Here is an 18,547-nt window from a genome sequence, read left to right on the forward strand (position 1 = left end):
GGACATCAATAAACTGTCGAGGCACAACACACCACTCGAAGGGCCGCCCATAACCCACCACAATAAGGCGTTTTGCGAATCCCGACCATCCCACATTGAAAATACAGCCTGAGACGGTGTCTTAACCCACCCGAACCAATCGCTCAAGAAGCTCCACGGCAAGCGGCAGGCTCCTCTCGTCAATATCGAACTCCGGGTGGTGGTGTGGGGCGGAGTTTGCCCCGCCCACGAGCACAAAGGCGGCGGTACCACCGCGGCTCTGAACGTCGCGGGCAAAGAGCGAAAAGTCATCACTCGCATTGAGAACCCTGGTGCGCACAAAATCCTCAACGCCAAGAGCCCGTGCCGCGGCCTCCACCTCATCGATTGCCGACTCGTCGGGGGTGATTGAGGTGGCCATTCCGGCCTGCTCGATCACCAGGTCGCACTCCTGCATCTCCGCGGCGGCGGCGAGTATTACCCGCACGCGACGCAGCAGCTCGTCCAGGGTTTCACCCCGACCGGCTCGCAATTCAACGCCCAGCTCGGCACTGCTCGGGACCACGTTGAGCGCACTACCCGCCGCGAGGGTTCCCACGTTCACCCGGGTGAGGTCCCCGGCAAAACGCGGAAGCGCGTGCAGATTAAGCGCCGCGGTTGCCCCGGCCAGCAGCGCGTTGCGGCCCTGCTCGGGGGCTGAGCCGGCGTGAGCATCCCGACCGGTGAAACGGGCCATGAGCTTTGCCGTGGCCAACAAACCAACGGCGCTTCCGGCAACCTGCCCACTCGGCATGGAGTTGCCCAGGTGAAGCCCAAAGAATCGCTCCACACCCGTAAGCGGCGCGGCGGCGAGCATAGCCGCGGCACCGCGCACACCCTCCTCCGCCGGTTGAAACACCAGCGTGACGGTGCCCGTAAAATCGCGATCGGCAAGGCGGGCGGCGAGCGCAAGACCAACCGCCACGTTGCCGTCGTGCGCGCAGGCGTGCATCCGTCCGGGGTAGCGGCTGCGGAATCCCTCGCACGCGGGAGGGTGTGAGTCGCCCGTGGCCTCCTCCAGGGGAAGCGCATCCATATCGAAGCGAAACGCGGTGTGTGGTCCGGGGCGTTTACCCTCGAGTATTGCGATGAGGGCCGTGCCCTCGGCCCTGACCCGCGCCACCAGCTCGGGGTTTCGACCGGCCGCAATCGCCTCCGCCGCGGCCCGATCGAGCGCCGCCGCGTCCGGGGCACCTGCGACCGATTCGAGGTCTATCACCTCGGGGCCGCTGCGCACGGCCCAGCCGTGTGTGGCCAGGTGTTCGCGCACGAGCACACTCGTGCCGATCTCGAGAAACGCGATCTCCGGATGCGCGTGCAACTCCCTGCGAAGGGCAATCACATCAACAATGCTGGTCACTTAGAGTTCCCACCCCTCTACCGCCCGAACCAGTGCCCGGGCAAACTCGGGCGGACTCTCCAGCGCGCTGTAGTGCCCCACCCCGTTAATAACAGTCATGCCGCCGCCGGTTGCCTCCTGCAGGTCGGCACGATCCTGCGCGTTGCAGAGCAGGTCTTCCTCGCCCACGATCACGTGTCCGGGAACGTCGGCCCGGCGCACCGCCTCGCGGGTGTCTGTGCGGGTTGCCATCGCGCGCATCCCCCAGGCGAGGCCCTCGGGGTTCGATTGGGTGATAAGTTCGGCGGCCCGGGAAACCACGTCCGGACGCGTGTCACTGGTGGTTGTTCCGATGCAATTGGGTAGGTACTCGCGCAGCAGAAAGTCGATGCCCTCGGTCTCGATGCGGCGCGCGTTTGTCTCGCGACGCTCACGCTCTTCGGGGCCGTCGGGTGTGAGGCGGGTGTCACAAAACACAACGCCCCGGAGAAGCTCGGGCCGCCACCGGGCCACCTGACCCATCACATATCCGCCCAGCGAAAGGCCCACGAGCACCGCGGGGCCGTGCTCCTCGAGCCAGCCTATAACCTGCTCCACAAACGGGGTCAGCCGCGGTTCCCCGGCGGGCGCTTGTGTGCCGCCAAAGCCCTGGTAGCTGAACGCCTCGCTCTGCCAGTGATCGGGTAGTTCGGCTCTCACGCCGTCCCACATGGCGGCGTTGAGCGGGTAGGCGTGCAGAAATAGCACTCGTGTTGTGGTCGCCGGTGTCTCGGTTGCCGGTGTCGTGATCATCGCTGCACCAGCGCCCAGAAGAAGTATCCCAGCGGAATAAGCAGTATGTACATCCCGATGTGCACGTCACGCCAGCGACCGGCGGCAACCTTGATCAGCACAAAACCGACCAGACCGCTTGCGATACCCGTCCCAAAGTTGCCCCAGAAAACGGTGCAGGCCACCACGAGCATCGCGGGGATACCCACCGTGACATCCGAGAAGTTTACCTCTTTGAGCTGCGCCACCAGCGAGAGGCCGATGAACATGAGAACCGGTGCGGTGGCCGCGCCCGGCACCATTCCCGCGATTGGCGTAAACAGCAGAAGCAGGGCAAAACCGAGACCGGCAAACACGCTCGACAGGCCGGTGCGGGCACCCGATTCGGCACCCGCGGCACCGGTCTCGACGTAGGCGTTCATCGAGGGAACACCCATCCAGGCCCCTCCGATAACGGCGCTCGAATCGGCGATAAAGGGGCGACGGGCGTTGACGATATTGCCGTCTTTATCGGTGAGTCCCGTGAGCTTGGCCACGGCCAGGAAGGCTCCGGTCATCGAGAAGAACTCGGCAAAAAAGAGCGTCAGCACAAAGGGGAGGTACTGCGGTTGAAGCGAGCCCCACAGATCGATCTGGAAGGACACCTCGGTCGAGAGCGCGGGCAGGCTAAACCAGTTCTCGGGTAATTGGGTGACCCCAAGCGGAATCCCGGCAAGGGTGATTACGGCAATCGTGATGATAAACGCACCCTTAATCTTGCGGAAGGTAAGCGCCGTGATCAGCACCAGACCTGCCAGGGCCAGCAGACCTCCGGCTGAGTCAAGCGCGCCCACCGTGAGAGATTGACCGTTGGGCGCGGCCTGCACCAGGCCCGAGTTGCGGAACCCCAGCAGGGCGATAAACATACCGATACCGGCGGTGATCGCGATCTTGATGTCGTTGGGGATGATTCGGGTGAGCAGTTCGCGGATACCAAACAGGGTGAGCAGCAAAAAGATTATGCCCGACCAGAAGACCATGCCGAGGGCCGTTGGCCACGGAACCCCGCCGTCCCCCGTAAGGGTGATGGCGACGAGAGCGGCGCCACCCAGTCCCGGGGCAACCACAAACGGCATATTGCCGTAGATGCCCATCGCGATGGTGGCCACGGCAATCACGAGTATCACCGCGGTGGTGGCGGGTCCGGCGGGGAGACCCGCCTGCACCAGGAATCCGGGGATCACGGCAACGGCGTAGACCCCCGCAAGAAGCATCGTGACGCCGCCAATCAGCTCGGTGCGAACGTCACTGCCTCGCGCTCGGAGCTGAAAGACACGTTCGAGAAGACCGGCGGTGCCCTTCTCTTGCGTAGTACTGGACATGATTTCCTTTCTATAAGATGTTGTTGAATTATTCGGGAACCGACACGGTTGCGGGCACCAATCGACGTTCAAGCACATCGATGAGCCCAAAGTCAGAGATCTTAAGCGCGGGTGACACCGGGAGGGTGAGCGTGGACACGCTCATAAAGGGGATGCGGTGCCGCCAGCCCCACCGCTCGAGGGCGGCACGAATCTCACCGGCGGCGTGAGCCACCTCGGCGAGCGGCGCCGCGGTCATGAGCCCTCCGATCGGTAGGACCACCTCGGCACTTATATCGTGTGTTTTGGATGTCTCACCCTCACACACCACGATCCCGCCACCCAGCTCAATGACGCGCTCGGCGGCCCGGGCCGTCTGTGCGGCGGAGGTACCAATGACCGTGAGGTTATGGCTATCGTGCGCATAGCTCGTGGCCACGGCACCGTCCGCGAGCTCCATACCCAGCACCGGGGCGTGCGCGGTCCGCCCCGAGCCCTCGTAGCGTTCATACACCGTGACCCTGGCGCAGCGCCCCTCCCACTCAACGATGCCGTTATGAACAGGAAGCACTATCGTGTCGGAGAGGGTGGAGGTGTCAACGGAGTTGACCCGAATCGCACGAAAAACGTGTTCACCGTCGGGCAGATCGCTGAGCCAGCGCTGATCCGCTACCGCGTGCTGTCTTAAAACAAGCGAGTTGGTAAATGCTGACCCCGAGGGCGGCTGCTCCCTCACCCGCTGACCCCCAACGATCACGTCGACAACCTCAAAGCTTTTAAGGTCGGTAAGCAGCACCAGGTCTGCCCGTTTTCCCGGGGCTATCACGCCGCGATCGTGCAGGCGCAGTCTCCGCGCGGGGTTGAGCGTGAGCGCACGCAGAATCGCGAGGGAGGGAAGCCCCGCACCGCGGGCCACACGCGCGAGGTGATCCAGATGTCCGTGTTTCTGGATCGCATCTGCACTGATGTCGTCGGTGACGATGCACAAATCGGGTAGCTGCGGCAGCTCCAGAAGATACTCCACCACCTCGGGGGTGAAGGATTTCTCCTGCAGCATCATGGTCATCCCGAACCTCAGCTTCTCACCGATGGCGGCCGCAGAGTTTTTACAGTGGTCGGAGTCGATACCCGCGAGCAGGTAGCGCTGCAATTCGGAGCCGGCCAGCTCTGGGCAGTGCCCGTCAATGATCACGTCGTGCCGCTGTGCGACCTCGAGGATGCCGCGCATTCGCTCGCCACCCGCGATCACCGCCCGGTAATCCATTACCTCACCAAGCGCGATAACGCCCTCAAGTGCAAGTAACTCGTCAATATCGGCGGCTGAAAGGCTAGCCCCGGCGGTTTCCAGACCGTCCAGCGAAGGCACACAGGAGGGTACCGCCCAGAACATACTCTGCTGAGTTTTTGCACCCTCCTCAATCATCCACCGCAGCCCATCGGCCCCCGCCACATTCACAATCTCGTGTGGATCGGCAAGCACGGTTGTGGTTCCGCGCGGCAGGGTTGCAGCGGCAAAGGTCGTGGGGGTGAGCATCGAACTCTCGATATGCATGTGTGAGTCAATAAATCCGGGAACGACAAGCAGGCCGGTTGCATCAATGGTTTCACGGGCAGACACCGCGGAGTCCGGCCCGGGAAGCGCCGCAACCCTCTCACCGTCGATCACCACATCGCTCTCCCATATCTCGCCGGTTGCAACGGAAACGACTCGACCACCAATGAGTTTAAGATCGTGCATCTGTGCTGTCCCCTCTTCGCAACATGACAGTTCGACTGCATTGAGTAATGAGTTCTTGGCAATCGTTTGCCAAGAAGAGCGTTCCTAAATCTTTACAGACGCAACTCACTTTGGCAAGCGTTTGCCAAAACAATCCGTCAAAAGACGCCAAACAGATGCCGAATTGATTACCTCACACAAAAAGAGGCGCCCCGCCACACGAGGCCGTCTCGCTCAGCCACACAACTAGCCGCTAGCCGGAGCCGGGTGCCTCACCGGACGCTACGCCGTCCGCCCCGCACCGGCACCAGCCGACACCGCAAACACGTTTGGCCGCGCAAAGCCACGCCCCGCAAAGGCCTCCAGCACCACCTCAGTAATACGCTCCCGCTCGGACGAAGGAACCAACGCAATAGCTGAGCCGCCGAACCCTCCCCCCGTCATCCTCGAACCGACCGCCCCCGCGCGGGCACTCACCTCAACGGCAAGGTCGAGTTCGGGGATGGAGATTTCGAAGTCATCGCGCATTGAGAGATGCGAGGCGTTGAGAAACTCGCCAATTGCCGACGGGCCGCTACTGCGAAACAGCGAAACACTGTCAAGCACCCGCTGGTTTTCGGTAACCACGTGCCGTACCCGCCGGAACGTGGTGTCATCAAGCAGCTGTTCGGCGCGGGGAAGGTCGGCAACGCTCACCTCGCGAAGGCTGGTGACGCCAAGCAGCGAGGCTCCCTGTTCGCAGGACTGCCGGCGGGAAGCATAACCGCCCGTTGAGTGGGAGTGGGCAACGGTGGTGTCGATAACCAGCAGCTCCAGGCCAGCCTCGGCAAGTCCGAGGGGGATCGCGGTGGCCTCGAGTGTTTGGCAGTCAAGGAACACGGCGTGGTCAACCTCGCCGTACAGCGAGGCAACCTGGTCCATGATGCCGGTTGGGGCACCAACAACAACGTTTTCGGCTCGCTGGCCGACCCGGGCAAGTGTTTGTCGGTCGAGTCCGAGCTGCCAGAGCTCGTTCAGCGCGACCGCGGTTGCGCATTCGATTGCGGCAGAGGAGGAGAGCCCGGCCCCGACGGGGACGTTGCTTTCGAGGTGCAGGTCAAAGCCTGGTAATTGTGAAAGGTCTGCGCCAAATTCGCTGAGCGCCCAAGCGACACCGAGCGGATAGGCTGCCCACCCTTCAAGCTGCGCGGGGGTGAGTGTGCGCAGATCGACGGTGACGGGGGTTGGGTTGGTTCCACCGAGGCCGCTGGTTACGGTTGCGAGCGAGTCGGTGCGAAGCCGAACCGCGGCCCAGGTTTGTTGGTTGATGGCGAGGGGAAGCACAAAGCCGTTGTTGTAGTCGGTATGCTCGCCGATGAGGTTCACTCGGCCCGGGGCGGACCAGATGCCGGTTGCCTCGTTTTCGGTCAGTTCGAGGAAGCGGGCAGCGGTGAACGCGGCGCTTGGGGATTGATGGTTCACGCGTGTTCCTCCTGCGAGTTTGTGAGCTTGGCTTCCGTGTCAATCGCTCCGCGAAGGGCTGTAGCGGTGGCCTCCGGGGTCACATCGCCAATCCAGGCGCCCATGGCCGCCTCGGAGCCGGCCAGGAACTTGAGTTTATCTGCGGCTCTGCGCGGCGAGGTGATTTGCAGCATGAGTCGGATATCGTCGCGGTGCCGGTCGGTTGGGGCCTGATGCCAGGCCGCAATGTACGGGGTTGGCGAATCGTAGAGGTGATCAAGCGCGCGGAGGATGCGGCGGTACATCACCGCAAGTTCGTCGCGTTCCTCGATGGTTGTTGCGGCGAGGTCGGGCATGTGGCGGTGGGGGAGCAGGTGTACCTCGATAGGCCAGCGGGCGGCAAAGGGCACAAAAGCGCTCCAGTGTTCACCGCGAAGCAGCAGTCGTTCGCCGTCCTGTTCACGGGCGAGGATGTCGTGGAACAGGGTGGGGCCGTACGATTCAACGGATTCGATCAACCGCCGGGTTCGGGGGGTCACGTAGGGGTACGAGTAGATCTGCCCGTGCGGGTGGTGCAGCGTGACGCCGATGGCCTCGCCCCGGTTTTCAAAGGGGAACACCTGCTTGACTCCGGGGAGCGCGGAAAGTGCCGCGGTGCGAGAGGCGAGCGCCTCGATCACGGTTCGTGCCCGCTGCAGGCTCAGCGAACCAAAAGCACCGCTTGTTGCGGGGCTGAACGATACAACCTCGCAGCGACCCAGTGAAGGGCGGGTTTGGCCGAGGGCAATGACCTCAAGGTCTGCAAGGCGCTGTTCGGCATCCACCTCATTGTGTGCTCGGTCGGGGCCAAAGGATGGCGACCGGTTTTCGAACACGGCAACGTCGTAGTTATCGGGGATTTCCGACGGGTTATGTGGGGTTGCCGGAGCGAGCGGGTCCTGGTCGGCCGGGGGAAGGAACACGCGGTTCTGCCGGGCCTCGGCAATCGAGATCCAGTCTCCGGTGAGCGGGTCGAGGCGCATCTTCGCCGTTGCCGGGCGCGGGTCGAGGGTGCGGTCATCCGCCCGACGGTGGGAGCTCAGCGTGCTCTCGCGGTCGTCAAAGTAGATAATCTCGCGCCCGTCGCTGAGCGTGGCGTTGTGCTGGCGGATGTCCGGGTCTGCGTAAAATGCAGTGGCCGCTGAAGAGGGTGGGTGAGTCAATAGATGCCTTTGTTTGGAGCCTCAGGCCAAAATACTATTTTCGTATTGAAAAGTAAAGTAAACAAAAAGTAAAATTGAAATTATGACCAAGCCCGCTCCAGAAGTGCAAGAGCAGTTGCCGGCCGAACTTCGCCGCGACAAAATCAAAGAATTACTGGCCACCACCGACTTCGTTCGGGTACTCGACATCAGCGAGGCCTTCGGTGTCACCACCGTCACCGCCCGGGCAGACCTCGATCAGCTTGCCGGCGAAGGCTACGCCCGCCGTGTACACGGCGGTGCCGTTGGGCTCATCCCCGGCGACGTTGAGCAACCGATCGAAGCCACCCGCGACACCGAACGAAACGCAAAAGCCGCAATCGCCGCCGCAGCGGCACAACTGGTCGAATCGGGCCAAACCATTGTGCTCGACGTCGGATCAACCACCATGGCGCTCGCGGCGGCGCTGGTTGCCAGAACCGACCTGAGCGACGTGACCGTGATCACCAACGGGCTCACCATTGCGCTGGAGCTTGAGCAAGCCATCCCCCGCCTCAGCGTGATAGTCACGGGAGGGATGCTCCGGCCGCTCCAGCACTCGCTGGTGCAGCCGCTCGCAACGGAACTCTTTACCAGGGTCAATGCCGACCTGGCGTTTATCGGCTGCAACGGTGTGCACCCCGAACGGGGTGTCACCAACGTCAACCTGCAAGAGGTTGACGTGAAGCGCGCCATGATGGCCGCAAGCGGCACAACCGTTGTGCTTGCTGACGCCACCAAGATTGGCAGCATCTGCCTCGGTACGATTGCGGATACCGACAGTTTCGATCTTCTCATCACGGATGCCCGGGCGCCCGCACCACTGATTGACCGCTTCGCGGATGCAGGACTCCCCTGCATCGTCGCCTCATCATCAACGGAGGAAACATGACCTGGCTTATTACCGGCGGGGCTGGCTATATCGGAACGCACGTTGCGCGTGCCTGCGATGCCAACAACATCCCAAACATCATCCTCGACGACCTTTCGTCGGGACATCGCGAGTTTGTGCGCGACGGGGCAACGTTTATTGAGGGCAGCATCCTCGATCGACAGCTGCTTGTTGAGACCATGCGTGAGCACCCGGTTGTTGGAGTCATTCATATCGCCGGCTATAAGTATGCGGGGGAATCGGTGCGACGCCCGCTGCACACCTATGAACAAAACGTGACGGGAACACAGACCCTGCTGTCGGCCATGGCCGAAACAGGCGTGGAGAAAATTGTGTTCTCGTCAAGCGCGGCGGTGTATGGCACGCCGCGGGTTGAGACCGTGACAGAAGAAACCGCCAAAGCACCCGAATCTCCCTACGGTGAAAGCAAGCTCATCGGGGAGTGGCTGCTGCACGACCAGGGCATCGCCACCGGGCTCGCCCACACCTCGCTTCGTTACTTTAACGTTGTTGGCACCAGCTATGACGATGTTGTTGATACCAGCCCGCATAACCTGTTTCCGCTGATCGGTGAGGCGCTTCGTGCGGGGCGAACCCCAAAGATTTTTGGCAACGACTACAACACTCCCGATGGCACCTGCGTTCGCGACTACATCCACGTCTCCGACCTTGCGGATTCCCATATCGCGGCGGCGCGGGCACTGCAGGGAGGCACGGCCCTTCGCCCCGCCTATAACCTTGGCAGCGGTGACGGTGCCTCTGTTGGCGAGATCATGCGGGCGACCCGCAGGATGACGGGTGTTGCCTTCGAGCCGGAAGTCTCGCCAAGAAGGCCGGGAGACCCCGATCGTATTGTTGCCTCGGGCGAGGCGGCTGCGCGCGACCTCGGCTGGCGCATGCGCTTCACACTTGACGAGATGATCAGCAGTGACTGGAACGCGCGGCTTGCCCGCGGTTGATTAGAGGCACCGCCTATTGGCGGGACCTCTTAGGCGGAAGCCCGCCATACGATAGGCGTTTCGAGGAGCACGCCGTCAACCCGAGGGGCTCCCCCGAGCAGTTCGCTCAGTACCAGCTCGGCGGCCTGTTCGCCGAGCGAGGCGGCGGGTTGCCGCACGGTTGAGAGCGGTGGCTCCGTTCGCAGCGCCCACGCGCTGTCGTCAAACCCAACAATGCCAACATCGCCGGGCACCTCGCGGCCAAAGCGCCTCAGCGCATCGATTGCTCCGGCGGCAACCGCATCTGAGGCGGCAAAAACGCCGTCAAGGGTGGGGTCGCGGGTGAGGAGTTCTGTCATCCCGTCGAAGCCGTGCTTATAGGAATACAGCGGTATCTCAACGATGAGTTCCGGTCGAAGCGATGTACCGAGCGCATCTTTGAAGCCATTGAGGCGGTCGAGGCCGGAGTCACGGTCGAGGGCAGCGGCAATCATCCCGACCCTTTTCCGTCCGGTTTCCACGAGTTTTGTGGTGATCATTGCTGCGGATTCTCGATTGTTGATCCCGACAAAGCTGAATGCTCCACGGCTCGGTGGGTGCCCGACAAAGGCTGTCGGAATTCTTAGCTTCTCGATGGTCTGGGTGATCGGGTCTTCGACCCGGGCAGAGACAATGATTACACCGTCAACAAAGCCGCCGCTGAGATACCGACCCACCCGTTCGACATCGCGCACCGAATCGATCACCAAGCAGACCATTTGGTAGTCGTTGCGCGAGAGGGTAGCATTCGCCCCGAGCAGGATGCCACCGATGTTGGGGTCTTCCAGGAACAGTGAATGCGGCTCGTGCACGATGAAGCCAACGGCCTGGGAACGCTGGCGAACGAGGTTGCGGGCTGCGGTGTTTGGCACGTAGCCAACCCTGATGACCGCCGCTTCGATGGCCTCTTTTGCCCGATCGGAGACGTAGCGTTCGCCGTTCAGGACGCGGCTGACGGTGCCCCGAGAGACCCCGGCTTCTGCCGCAACGTCGAGGATTGTCGCTCGTTTGCGTGGGCTCGACGGGCGGTTCATTGGTGAGCGCAGAGAGTCTGGCATGTCACAACTGTATCGTGGTGTGGGCATTTGTGGGCTCGCCCAAACGGTGACCATTTGGCGTTGCATTTGCATTTATTTGACATTTTTTTGCATTGCCGTGCTACTCTGTGAACGTTCACAGAAATTCAACTCCTGTGTTGTTGGGGATGAATCTGTGCGCGTTCACAGAGCAATGCTGTTTGGCAACCAGCCCACGGCGGTGCCAACAAAGGTAACACCAGAACAGGAAGACCGATGCGCTCGCGACGAAGCAACTCCGACGTCAGGCCAACCTTTGACCACCCCGGAATCGGCTTTGGCTGCGACTACAACCCCGAACAGTGGTCGCCAGAGGTCTGGACAGAAGATGTTCAGCTCATGCGCGAGGCCGGGGTCGACCTGGTTGCCATCAACATCTTCGGCTGGTCGCACATCGAACCTCGCAGGGGCGAATTCGACTTTGCCAACCTCGACACCATCATCACCATGCTGCACAACAACGGCATCAGGGTGAACCTTGGCACGGGCACCGCATCGGCCCCGGCCTGGCTCACCACCGAACACCCCGAAATCTTGCCGATGGTTGAAGACGGAACCACCCGGTACCACGGCGGGCGCCAGGCCTGGTGCCCCAGCTCGCCCGTGTTCAGAGAACACGCAAGGGCCCTGGTAGAGCAGGTTGCCAAACGCTACGGGCAGCATCCCGCCGTCGCCCTCTGGCACGTCTCAAACGAGCTTGGCTGCCACAACGCCCTCTGCTACGACGAAACCTCAGCCGCCGCATTCCGTACCTGGTTGCAGCAGCGCTACGGCACGCTTGACGCGTTGAACGCGGCCTGGGGTACCAGCTTCTGGAGTCAGCGCTACAGCGCCTGGGACGAAATCAGCACCCCAAAACTGACTCTCTCCACACCAAACCCGAGCCAGGTCATTGATTTTCACCGCTTTAGCTCGGACGAGATCCTTGACTACTACCGCTTGGAAACCTCGATCATCCGCCAGCACAGCAGCGTGCCGGTGACCACGAATTTTATGGTGACCGCTCACATTAAAAACCAGGACTACTGGAGCTGGGTTGACGACATGGATGTGATCGCCAACGATCACTACCTCGACCACCGGCTCGACAACCCACGCCTTGAGCTTTCCTTTGCGGCAGACGTCACGCGAGGGCTCGCCCAAAATAACCCGTGGCTGCTCATGGAAAGCGCCACAAGCGCGGTGAACTGGCAGCCGCATAACATTGCAAAAACCCCGGGCGAGATGATGCGCAACTCGATTGCCCACGTTGCACGAGGAGCCGACGCCGTCTGCTTTTTCCAGTGGCGGGCCTCGGTACAGGGCTCCGAAAAGTACCACTCCGCGCTCCTCCCCCACGCCGGCAGTGACAGCGATCTCTGGCGCGAGGTACTTGAACTCAGCCACACCCTCGACTCACTCGACGAAGTTGCTGGCACCACGGTGATCAGCGAGGTTGCCTTCATTTTTAGCTGGGAATCCTGGTGGGCCGCAGACGGCAAAAACCGCCCCTCAACCTCGGTTCGGTACCTGGAGCAGGTGCACGCAGCCTACTGGGCGGCCCAGAGCCTTGGGCTCACCGTCACGATGGTGCCTCCGGGGTCGGACCTCAGCGGCTTCCGCCTGGTCATCGTGCCAACGCTCTACATGGTGACGGATGCCGAGGCGGCTGCGATCAACGACTTTGTCCACAACGGTGGCCACGCCCTCATTACCTTCTACAGCGGCATCGTTGACCAGGATGATCGGGTGCGAACCGGCGGCTATCCGGGTGCCTTCCGCAACCTGCTTGGCATCCGTTCCGAGGAATTTGCCCCGCTGCTGCCTGAACACGTGGTAACACTGAGCAACGGCTGGCGCGGAAGCCTCTGGACCGAACACCTGCGGGTAACCACCGCAACCGCGGTTGAGACCTACGTGGATGGCCCGGTCGCCGGGGCACCGGCCGTCACCCGCAACTCGTTTGGGGCGGGCGAGGCCTGGTACCTGTCTACTGCCCTCAACGAACAGTCGTACGATCAACTGCTGGGCACCATTGTGCAACGGGCCAACGTACGGCCAAGCCACCCCGCGGCAGACGGAATGCTCGAAATTGTTCGGCGGGCTGATGCGTCACGAAGCTTCCTTTTTGTGATCAACCACAATACGCATCAGACCCAGGTTTCAGCAAGCGGATTTGAATTGACAACTGGCAACCGGGTAGATGGGACACTGACCGTTCCCGCCGGCGCCGTTCGGGTTGTACGAGAGGACAGTACGCATGAGTAGCACCCTGGCTCAGCAGAGCCCACCAAAACGACGCAAACGACCGACCCGGTTTGCCGGTTCAATTGCGCTGTTTATTCTGCCCTTTGGCGTTTTATTTGGCCTGTTTTACCTGGTTCCAATCCTGTACGCGGTCTACCAGTCGTTTCTCGTTGTTGAGCGCGACGGCACCTTTGGTAAGGCAAAAGAGGTGTTTGGCGGCTTTGCCCAGTACGCTGAGGTGTTCCAGAACGGACCGTTTTGGGAATCCATTACGCGGGTACTGCTCTTTGGCGTTGTCCAGGTGCCCGTCATGCTGGGGCTTTCGCTGCTGTTTGCGTTGCTGCTTGACTCACCGCTGGTCAAGGGCAAAAAGTTCTTCAGACTGGCGTTTTTTGTGCCCTACGCCGTTCCCGGTGTGATCGCCGCTATCATGTGGGGATTCCTCTACTCCCCAAATCTGTCGCCGTTCAGCGCGCTCACCAGCTCCGTTGACTTCCTCTCCGCCGACCTGGTGCTCTGGGCAATGGCCAACGTGGTGACCTGGGTGTTTGTTGGCTACAACATGCTCATCATCTACTCGTCGCTGCTTTCCATCCCCACCGAGATCTATGAGGCGGCACGACTTGATGGCGCGGGGCAGCTTCGCATCGCGTTTTCAATCAAGATTCCGCTGGTCACCCCAGCGATCATCATGACGGCGATCTTCTCGATCATCGGAACGCTGCAGCTGCTTGCAGAGCCCCAGGTCTTCAGATCCTTTAGCTCTGCTGTTACCAGTACCTTCACCCCGAACCTTACGATTCTCACCACGGCGGCGGCACCAAATATCAACCTCGCGGCAGCCTTCTCGGTTGTGCTTGCGGTCACCACCTTCATCCTGTCATTTGCCTTCCTGAAATTCACCCAGCGAAAGGCCTTCGCATGAGCAACCGTATCTTGACCGATTCGGCACCGGCAGTAACGGTCGGCAAACCAATCCGGGTACGCGGCCCGCGTGAACCGCTGGGCTCACGTATCTCTGCCATGGTCATCATGGCCGTCTTCACACTGTACTTTCTGATTCCTATCTGGTGGCTGTTTGTTGCTGCCACCAAGGATCGTTCGCAGCTCACCGGCACTAACCCGCTCTGGTTTGCCGATATTAACCTTGTGCAGAACATCACAGAGGTGGTCTCGTACCGCGACGGGGTCTTTCTCCGCTGGGTGGTCAACAGCCTCGCCTACGCTGGTGGCGGTGCGCTCATCGCCACGATGCTCGCCGGAATGTGTGGCTACGCGCTTGCCAAATACGACTTCCGCGGCCGCGATCTGCTCTTTAACGTGTTTCTCGGTGGGGTGCTGGTGCCGGCAACGGCACTCGCGCTGCCGCTGTTCCTCATGTTCAGCCAAATCAACGCCACCAATACCTTCTGGTCGGTCTTTTTGCCGAGCATCGTGAGTCCCTTTGGTGTCTACCTCGCGCGGATCTACGCGGGGGCAAGTGTTCCTGACGAACTCATTGAGGCATCGCGACTCGACGGCGCGAGCGAACTTCGCACGTTCTTTACGGTCTCGGTGAAGCTCATGTTCCCCGCGCTGGTGACCGTGTTCCTCTTTCAGTTTGTGGCGATCTGGAACAACTTCTTCCTGCCGCTCATCATGCTGCGTGACGAACGCAACTTCCCGGTCACGCTTGGCCTCTACACCTGGAACTCGCAGGTGAACCAGATTCCGGAGCTTCGGAGCTACGTGCTCGTTGGCGCCCTGTTATCGATCATCCCCCTCATCGTTGCCTTCCTCCTCCTGCAGCGTTTCTGGCGCAGCGGGCTCGGGGCAGGCTCCGTCAAATAGATCCCCATCCATCTTGAGCAATCACAGCAACAGAAAGAAAAGGAATGTTATGAGAATCACCAAGAGTGTGACCGCAGTTGCGCTAGTCAGCCTGCTTGCCCTCACTGGCTGTTCAACCGGCTCGGGCGGCAGCGATGACGCTGCGGCGGCAGAGTGCAAGCCCTCAGACGGCGATGTCACGCTGTCGTTCACTTCGTGGGTGCCAGGCATCGAAGATGTCGTGAGCATCTGGAACAAAGAGAACCCGAAGATCCAGGTTAAGGTGCAGACCGGGCCCAACGGAAACAGCGGAACCTATCAAAACTTCTTTAACCAGCTCAAAGCAGGAAACGCCCCCGACCTCGGTCAGATCGAATACGATGCCCTGCCCAACTTCCGGGTGCAAGACGGCCTGATGAACATCGGAGCATGCGAGGAAGTCCTCGCGGCAAAAGACGAATTTGTTGACTGGACCTGGTCGCAGGTGAGCTTCGACGAGCAGGATGCCGCCTACGGCATCCCCCAAGACTCCGGCCCCATGGCGCTGTTCTATCGGAGCGACCTGTTTGAGCAAAACGGCATCGCGGTGCCAACTACGTGGGCAGAGTTTGCCGACGCCGCTGAGAAGGTGCGGGCAACGGGCAGCTACATCACCAACTTCTCGCAGAACGACATCAACCAGTTTGCCGGGTTTGTCTGGCAGGCAGGCGGCACCTGGTTTGGCGACGACGGCGACGCATGGACGGTCGACCTAACCGGCGAGAAATCAACGATGGTGGCCGACTACTGGCAAGACCTCATCGATCGCGACCTCGTCTCGACCTACCCGGGCTGGACTACCGAGTGGGATAACGCGTACAACACCGGAAACGTGTGGAGTTGGAACTCGGCCGTGTGGGGCGCAAACTCGATCTCGACCGGGGCTCCAGACACAGCCGGTAAGTGGTCGGTTGCATCATCCCCACAGTGGAAGAATGGCGACGCCGTCAGCGGAAACTGGGGCGGATCGGCAACTGCCGTTTTCACCGGATCAAAGCATCCCTACGAGGCAGCAAAGTTTGCCCTCTGGCTCAACAGCTCCGATGAGGCGCTAACGAAGCTCAACGAGGTGGCCAACCTGTACCCGGCCACAACGGCGGGGCTCAAGCTGCCTATCCTGAGCGAGGGTGTTGAGTTCTACGGGAACCAGAAGATTTACGATATCTTTGCGACGGCATCCTCGGAGGTGCCGAGCGGCTTCACCTGGGGACCAACCATGACGCAGACCTACAACAGTGTCTCAGACGGGTTCAAGGCCGCGGTAAGCGGAAAGGGTACCCTGGGTGAGTCGCTCAAGACCGCACAGGACGACACCATCAAGTCGATGGAGTCGCAGTCTATTCCGGTTGCCAAATAGTAAACGGTAGTTATCCGGTATCCACCATCGAGGCAATATCATGATCGCTTATCTTCGAGCCGCTGGCACCTCTCTTGTGCTAGACGCGAGGGGAACAACCGTTCCCAGCGTGACACACTGGGGCGCTGACCTCGGGGAGCTATCAACCGAGATGCTTGCTTCGATGGTGGATGCCGGGACTCCTTCCGTTGGCCCAAGCTCAATCGACGTTCCCTTTCGGGTTTCCTTACTCCCCAGAATTGAGGACGGCTGGGTTGGGCGACAGGGGGTGACCGGCTTCCGTGCCGATGGTTCCGGGCTCGATCTCACTCTGAGGCTTGACCCGGTTGCACCGGTTGAGACTGTCGGCGGCGAGCAGGTGCTTCGCCTTGTGATGAGTGACACAACGGCAGAACTGGCATTCAGCACCGAGATCAGGCTTTCGCCCGAGGGCATCCTCCGCCTTCGCCACGACGTGACCAACCTCGGTGCGCAGCCCTGGTTTTTGGGTGAGCTCTCCGCCACCCTTCCCCTGCCCGAGCGGGCACAGGAGATCCTCGACTTTACCGGGCTATGGACGCACGAGCGCCGTCCGCAACGAACCCCGCTGAATAGTGGGGCGTGGAGCCGGGCAACGGCCCACGGTCGCCCCGGCCACGACGACCCGTTTTTGCTTGCCGTTGGAACCAAGGGTTTTGGCTTTCGCTCCGGCGAGGTCTGGTCCTGCCACCTGGCGTGGAGTGGTGATAAACACCTGTGGGCAGAAAACCAATCGGCCGGGCACAGCCTGCTGGGCAGCGGTGAGAACCTCGCCGCCGGCGAAATTGTGCTGAATACCGGCGAACGCTACCGCACCCCGTGGACCGTCGCGGCCTGGTCAGGCACGGGGATCGACGGCCTATCAGCGCGTTTCCACCCCTTCGTTCGCCGTCTCTCTCCGCTTGATTCAGCACCACCGGTCACACTCAACACGTGGGAGGCGGTCTATTTTGACCACGACCTGCCGGTGCTGAAAAACCTTGTAGATTTGGCGGCACGGGTTGGCGTTGAAAGGTTTGTGCTTGATGACGGCTGGTTCACGGGCCGGACCGATGACCGGAGGGCCCTCGGTGACTGGACGATCGACGCAACCAAGTGGCCAGACGGGCTCACCCCGCTGTGCGAGTACGTCATCACGCAGGGGATGCAGTTTGGCCTCTGGGTCGAACCAGAAATGATCAGCGCTGACTCCGAGCTTGCCCGGGAACATCCCGACTGGGTGCTTGGGCAGCCATCCGCGATTGAGTGGCGCTTCCAACGGGTCCTGAACCTTGCGGTCCCGGAGGCGTTTGAGTACGTGCTTGGCAGGTTACGTGCCCTGCTCGACGAGTATCCGATCTCGTACCTCAAATGGGATCACAACCGTGACTTGCTCAGCCCCCGGTCGCATCGGCAGACGATTGCGTTTTATCAGTTGCTTGACGCGATTCGGGAATCGCATCCGTCGGTGCAGCTTGAATCTTGCGCCTCCGGTGGGGGTCGGATTGATCTTGGGGTGTTGCAGTGGGTACACCGCGTGTGGACAAGTGACACCAACGATCCGCTTGAGCGGCAGGCCATCCAACGTTATACGGGCATCCTGATACCCCCGGAGTTTCTTGGCGGCCACCTTGGGGCGGAGCGGGCCCACACGACGCAGCGCCGGGCGCAACTGAGTTTTCGCCTTGCAACGGCATTATTTGGTAGCGCCGGCATCGAGTGGGATCTGGCCGAAGCAAGCGAGGAAGAACTCGCAACCGTTGCCAACTGGATTGCGCTGTATAAGAAGCTTGACCAACTCATCACCGGGGGAACCGCGGTTCGTGTGGACCCCAGCGACCCTGCCGTAACCGTTTCTGGAATAGTTTCGGCCGATCAGCGCACCGCGTTATTTGCCGAGGTGGCGCTTGACGCTCCGCGCCGGGCACTTCCCGCCCCCGTGCGTTTTGAGGGCCTTAACCCCGAACTACTCTACCGTGTTACTCCGCTGCTGACCGGCGAAGCTCCGTTGACGATCCAGGATGCCCCACCCGCCTGGCTGGCCGCAGGCTCGGTTACCCTCACAGGCCGTCAACTCGCTGAGGTTGGGCTGCGGACCCCGCTGCTCGCTCCCGAAAATGCGGCGCTATGGATGATGACCGCGCTCTAGGGCGTGTCTCCTCAACTCGTAGTCGGGTCAAAATCGCTGCGATCACAACCCCGGCCCGGTAGGTGACCGCGGGCTTGTCATAGCGTGTCGCGAGGCTTCGCCACTGCTTCATCAAGTTGAACGCCCGCTGAAGGCTCGCCGCTTTGATATTCATCGGAGCACAGTGTGAAACCAGACTCG

The 18,547-nt window shown here is 61.3% G+C and carries 14 protein-coding genes and 1 pseudogene; 7 read left to right on the plus strand and 8 right to left on the minus strand.

Translation table 11 applies throughout. The features are described from left to right. Positions 1–121 precede the first annotated feature (121 nt). The 6 genes from FrondiHNR_RS11020 to galT form a co-directional block, all read right to left on the minus strand. Complete coding sequence (locus FrondiHNR_RS11020; protein ID WP_279352818.1) at positions 122–1,378, minus strand: amidohydrolase; 1,257 nt, start codon at positions 1,376–1,378, stop codon at positions 122–124. Then, positions 1,379–2,149 (minus strand): alpha/beta hydrolase, encoded by a 771-nt coding sequence (locus tag FrondiHNR_RS11025; RefSeq protein WP_279352819.1) that lies wholly within the window; start codon positions 2,147–2,149, stop codon positions 1,379–1,381. Beyond that, entirely contained in the window at positions 2,146–3,489 is a 1,344-nt protein-coding gene (locus FrondiHNR_RS11030) for an NCS2 family permease (protein ID WP_279352820.1), read from the minus strand. The genes FrondiHNR_RS11025 and FrondiHNR_RS11030 overlap by 4 nt, the downstream gene beginning before the upstream one ends. Before the next feature lie 28 nt (positions 3,490–3,517). Beyond that, positions 3,518–5,206 carry an adenine deaminase C-terminal domain-containing protein gene (locus tag FrondiHNR_RS11035; RefSeq protein ID WP_279352822.1) on the minus strand — a complete coding sequence of 563 codons (1,689 nt, stop codon included), beginning with the start codon at positions 5,204–5,206 and terminating at the stop codon, positions 3,518–3,520. A gap of 261 nt (positions 5,207–5,467) precedes the next feature. Further along, entirely contained in the window at positions 5,468–6,595 is a 1,128-nt protein-coding gene (gene galK, locus FrondiHNR_RS11040; protein ID WP_279354543.1) for a galactokinase, read from the minus strand. A gap of 47 nt (positions 6,596–6,642) precedes the next feature. Then, positions 6,643–7,776 carry a galactose-1-phosphate uridylyltransferase gene (galT, locus tag FrondiHNR_RS11045; protein WP_279354544.1) on the minus strand — a complete coding sequence of 378 codons (1,134 nt, stop codon included), beginning with the start codon at positions 7,774–7,776 and terminating at the stop codon, positions 6,643–6,645. A gap of 133 nt (positions 7,777–7,909) precedes the next feature. On the opposite strand from galT, the gene FrondiHNR_RS11050 reads away from it, so the two are divergent. Both FrondiHNR_RS11050 and galE read left to right on the plus strand, forming a co-directional pair. Continuing rightward, positions 7,910–8,737, plus strand: coding sequence for a DeoR/GlpR family DNA-binding transcription regulator (locus FrondiHNR_RS11050; protein ID WP_279352824.1), 828 nt, complete (start codon positions 7,910–7,912; stop codon positions 8,735–8,737). After that, complete coding sequence (gene galE / locus FrondiHNR_RS11055) at positions 8,734–9,696, plus strand: UDP-glucose 4-epimerase GalE (RefSeq protein WP_279352825.1); 963 nt, start codon at positions 8,734–8,736, stop codon at positions 9,694–9,696. Before FrondiHNR_RS11050 ends, galE begins: the two co-directional genes overlap by 4 nt. A gap of 29 nt (positions 9,697–9,725) precedes the next feature. On the opposite strand, the gene FrondiHNR_RS11060 is transcribed toward galE, so the two are convergent. After that, positions 9,726–10,772, minus strand: a complete 1,047-nt coding sequence (locus FrondiHNR_RS11060; protein ID WP_279352826.1) for a LacI family DNA-binding transcriptional regulator — start codon at positions 10,770–10,772, stop codon at positions 9,726–9,728. Between the two features lie 234 nt (positions 10,773–11,006). Here FrondiHNR_RS11060 and FrondiHNR_RS11065 point away from each other — a divergent pair, with 234 nt between their 5' ends. The 5 genes from FrondiHNR_RS11065 (at position 11,007) to FrondiHNR_RS11085 (ending at position 18,367) form a co-directional block, all read left to right on the plus strand. Then, the gene (locus FrondiHNR_RS11065) at positions 11,007–13,037 is read left to right on the plus strand and encodes a beta-galactosidase (RefSeq protein WP_279352827.1); all 2,031 of its coding nucleotides are present in this window, start codon (positions 11,007–11,009) and stop codon (positions 13,035–13,037) included. Next, positions 13,030–13,941, plus strand: coding sequence for a sugar ABC transporter permease (locus FrondiHNR_RS11070; RefSeq protein WP_279352828.1), 912 nt, complete (start codon positions 13,030–13,032; stop codon positions 13,939–13,941). The genes FrondiHNR_RS11065 and FrondiHNR_RS11070 overlap by 8 nt, the downstream gene beginning before the upstream one ends. Before the next feature lie 98 nt (positions 13,942–14,039). Further along, positions 14,040–14,846, plus strand: a complete 807-nt coding sequence (locus tag FrondiHNR_RS11075; RefSeq protein WP_279354545.1) for a carbohydrate ABC transporter permease — start codon at positions 14,040–14,042, stop codon at positions 14,844–14,846. A gap of 49 nt (positions 14,847–14,895) precedes the next feature. Next, a complete protein-coding gene (locus FrondiHNR_RS11080) occupies positions 14,896–16,221 on the plus strand; it encodes an extracellular solute-binding protein (RefSeq protein ID WP_279352831.1) in 1,326 nt (441 codons plus the stop codon). A 40-nt stretch (positions 16,222–16,261) separates the two neighbouring features. Next, positions 16,262–18,367 (plus strand): alpha-galactosidase, encoded by a 2,106-nt coding sequence (locus tag FrondiHNR_RS11085; protein ID WP_279352832.1) that lies wholly within the window; start codon positions 16,262–16,264, stop codon positions 18,365–18,367. A gap of 16 nt (positions 18,368–18,383) precedes the next feature. On the opposite strand, the pseudogene FrondiHNR_RS11090 reads toward FrondiHNR_RS11085, so the two are convergent. Continuing rightward, a pseudogene (locus FrondiHNR_RS11090) lies at positions 18,384–18,497 on the minus strand (IS5/IS1182 family transposase); the annotation flags it as partial. Positions 18,498–18,547 lie beyond the last annotated feature (50 nt).

It is taken from the genome of Lysinibacter sp. HNR (assembly GCF_029760935.1).
Taxonomy (GTDB): Bacteria; Actinomycetota; Actinomycetes; order Actinomycetales; family Microbacteriaceae; genus HNR.

Bases quoted from the DNA above. Each gene is read 5' to 3' on its own strand.
- FrondiHNR_RS11070 (WP_279352828.1), top strand. From the start codon at position 13,030: ATGAGTAGCACCCTGGCTCAGCAGAGCCCACCAAAACGACGCAAACGA.
- FrondiHNR_RS11050 (WP_279352824.1), top strand. From the start codon at position 7,910: ATGACCAAGCCCGCTCCAGAAGTGCAAGAGCAGTTGCCGGCCGAACTT.
- FrondiHNR_RS11060 (WP_279352826.1), bottom strand. From the start codon at position 10,772: ATGCCAGACTCTCTGCGCTCACCAATGAACCGCCCGTCGAGCCCACGC.
- FrondiHNR_RS11075 (WP_279354545.1), top strand. From the start codon at position 14,040: ATGGTCATCATGGCCGTCTTCACACTGTACTTTCTGATTCCTATCTGG.
- FrondiHNR_RS11065 (WP_279352827.1), top strand. From the start codon at position 11,007: ATGCGCTCGCGACGAAGCAACTCCGACGTCAGGCCAACCTTTGACCAC.
- FrondiHNR_RS11085 (WP_279352832.1), top strand. From the start codon at position 16,262: ATGATCGCTTATCTTCGAGCCGCTGGCACCTCTCTTGTGCTAGACGCG.
- FrondiHNR_RS11030 (WP_279352820.1), bottom strand. From the start codon at position 3,489: ATGTCCAGTACTACGCAAGAGAAGGGCACCGCCGGTCTTCTCGAACGT.
- FrondiHNR_RS11035 (WP_279352822.1), bottom strand. From the start codon at position 5,206: ATGCACGATCTTAAACTCATTGGTGGTCGAGTCGTTTCCGTTGCAACC.
- galE (WP_279352825.1), top strand. From the start codon at position 8,734: ATGACCTGGCTTATTACCGGCGGGGCTGGCTATATCGGAACGCACGTT.
- FrondiHNR_RS11025 (WP_279352819.1), bottom strand. From the start codon at position 2,149: ATGATCACGACACCGGCAACCGAGACACCGGCGACCACAACACGAGTG.
- FrondiHNR_RS11080 (WP_279352831.1), top strand. From the start codon at position 14,896: ATGAGAATCACCAAGAGTGTGACCGCAGTTGCGCTAGTCAGCCTGCTT.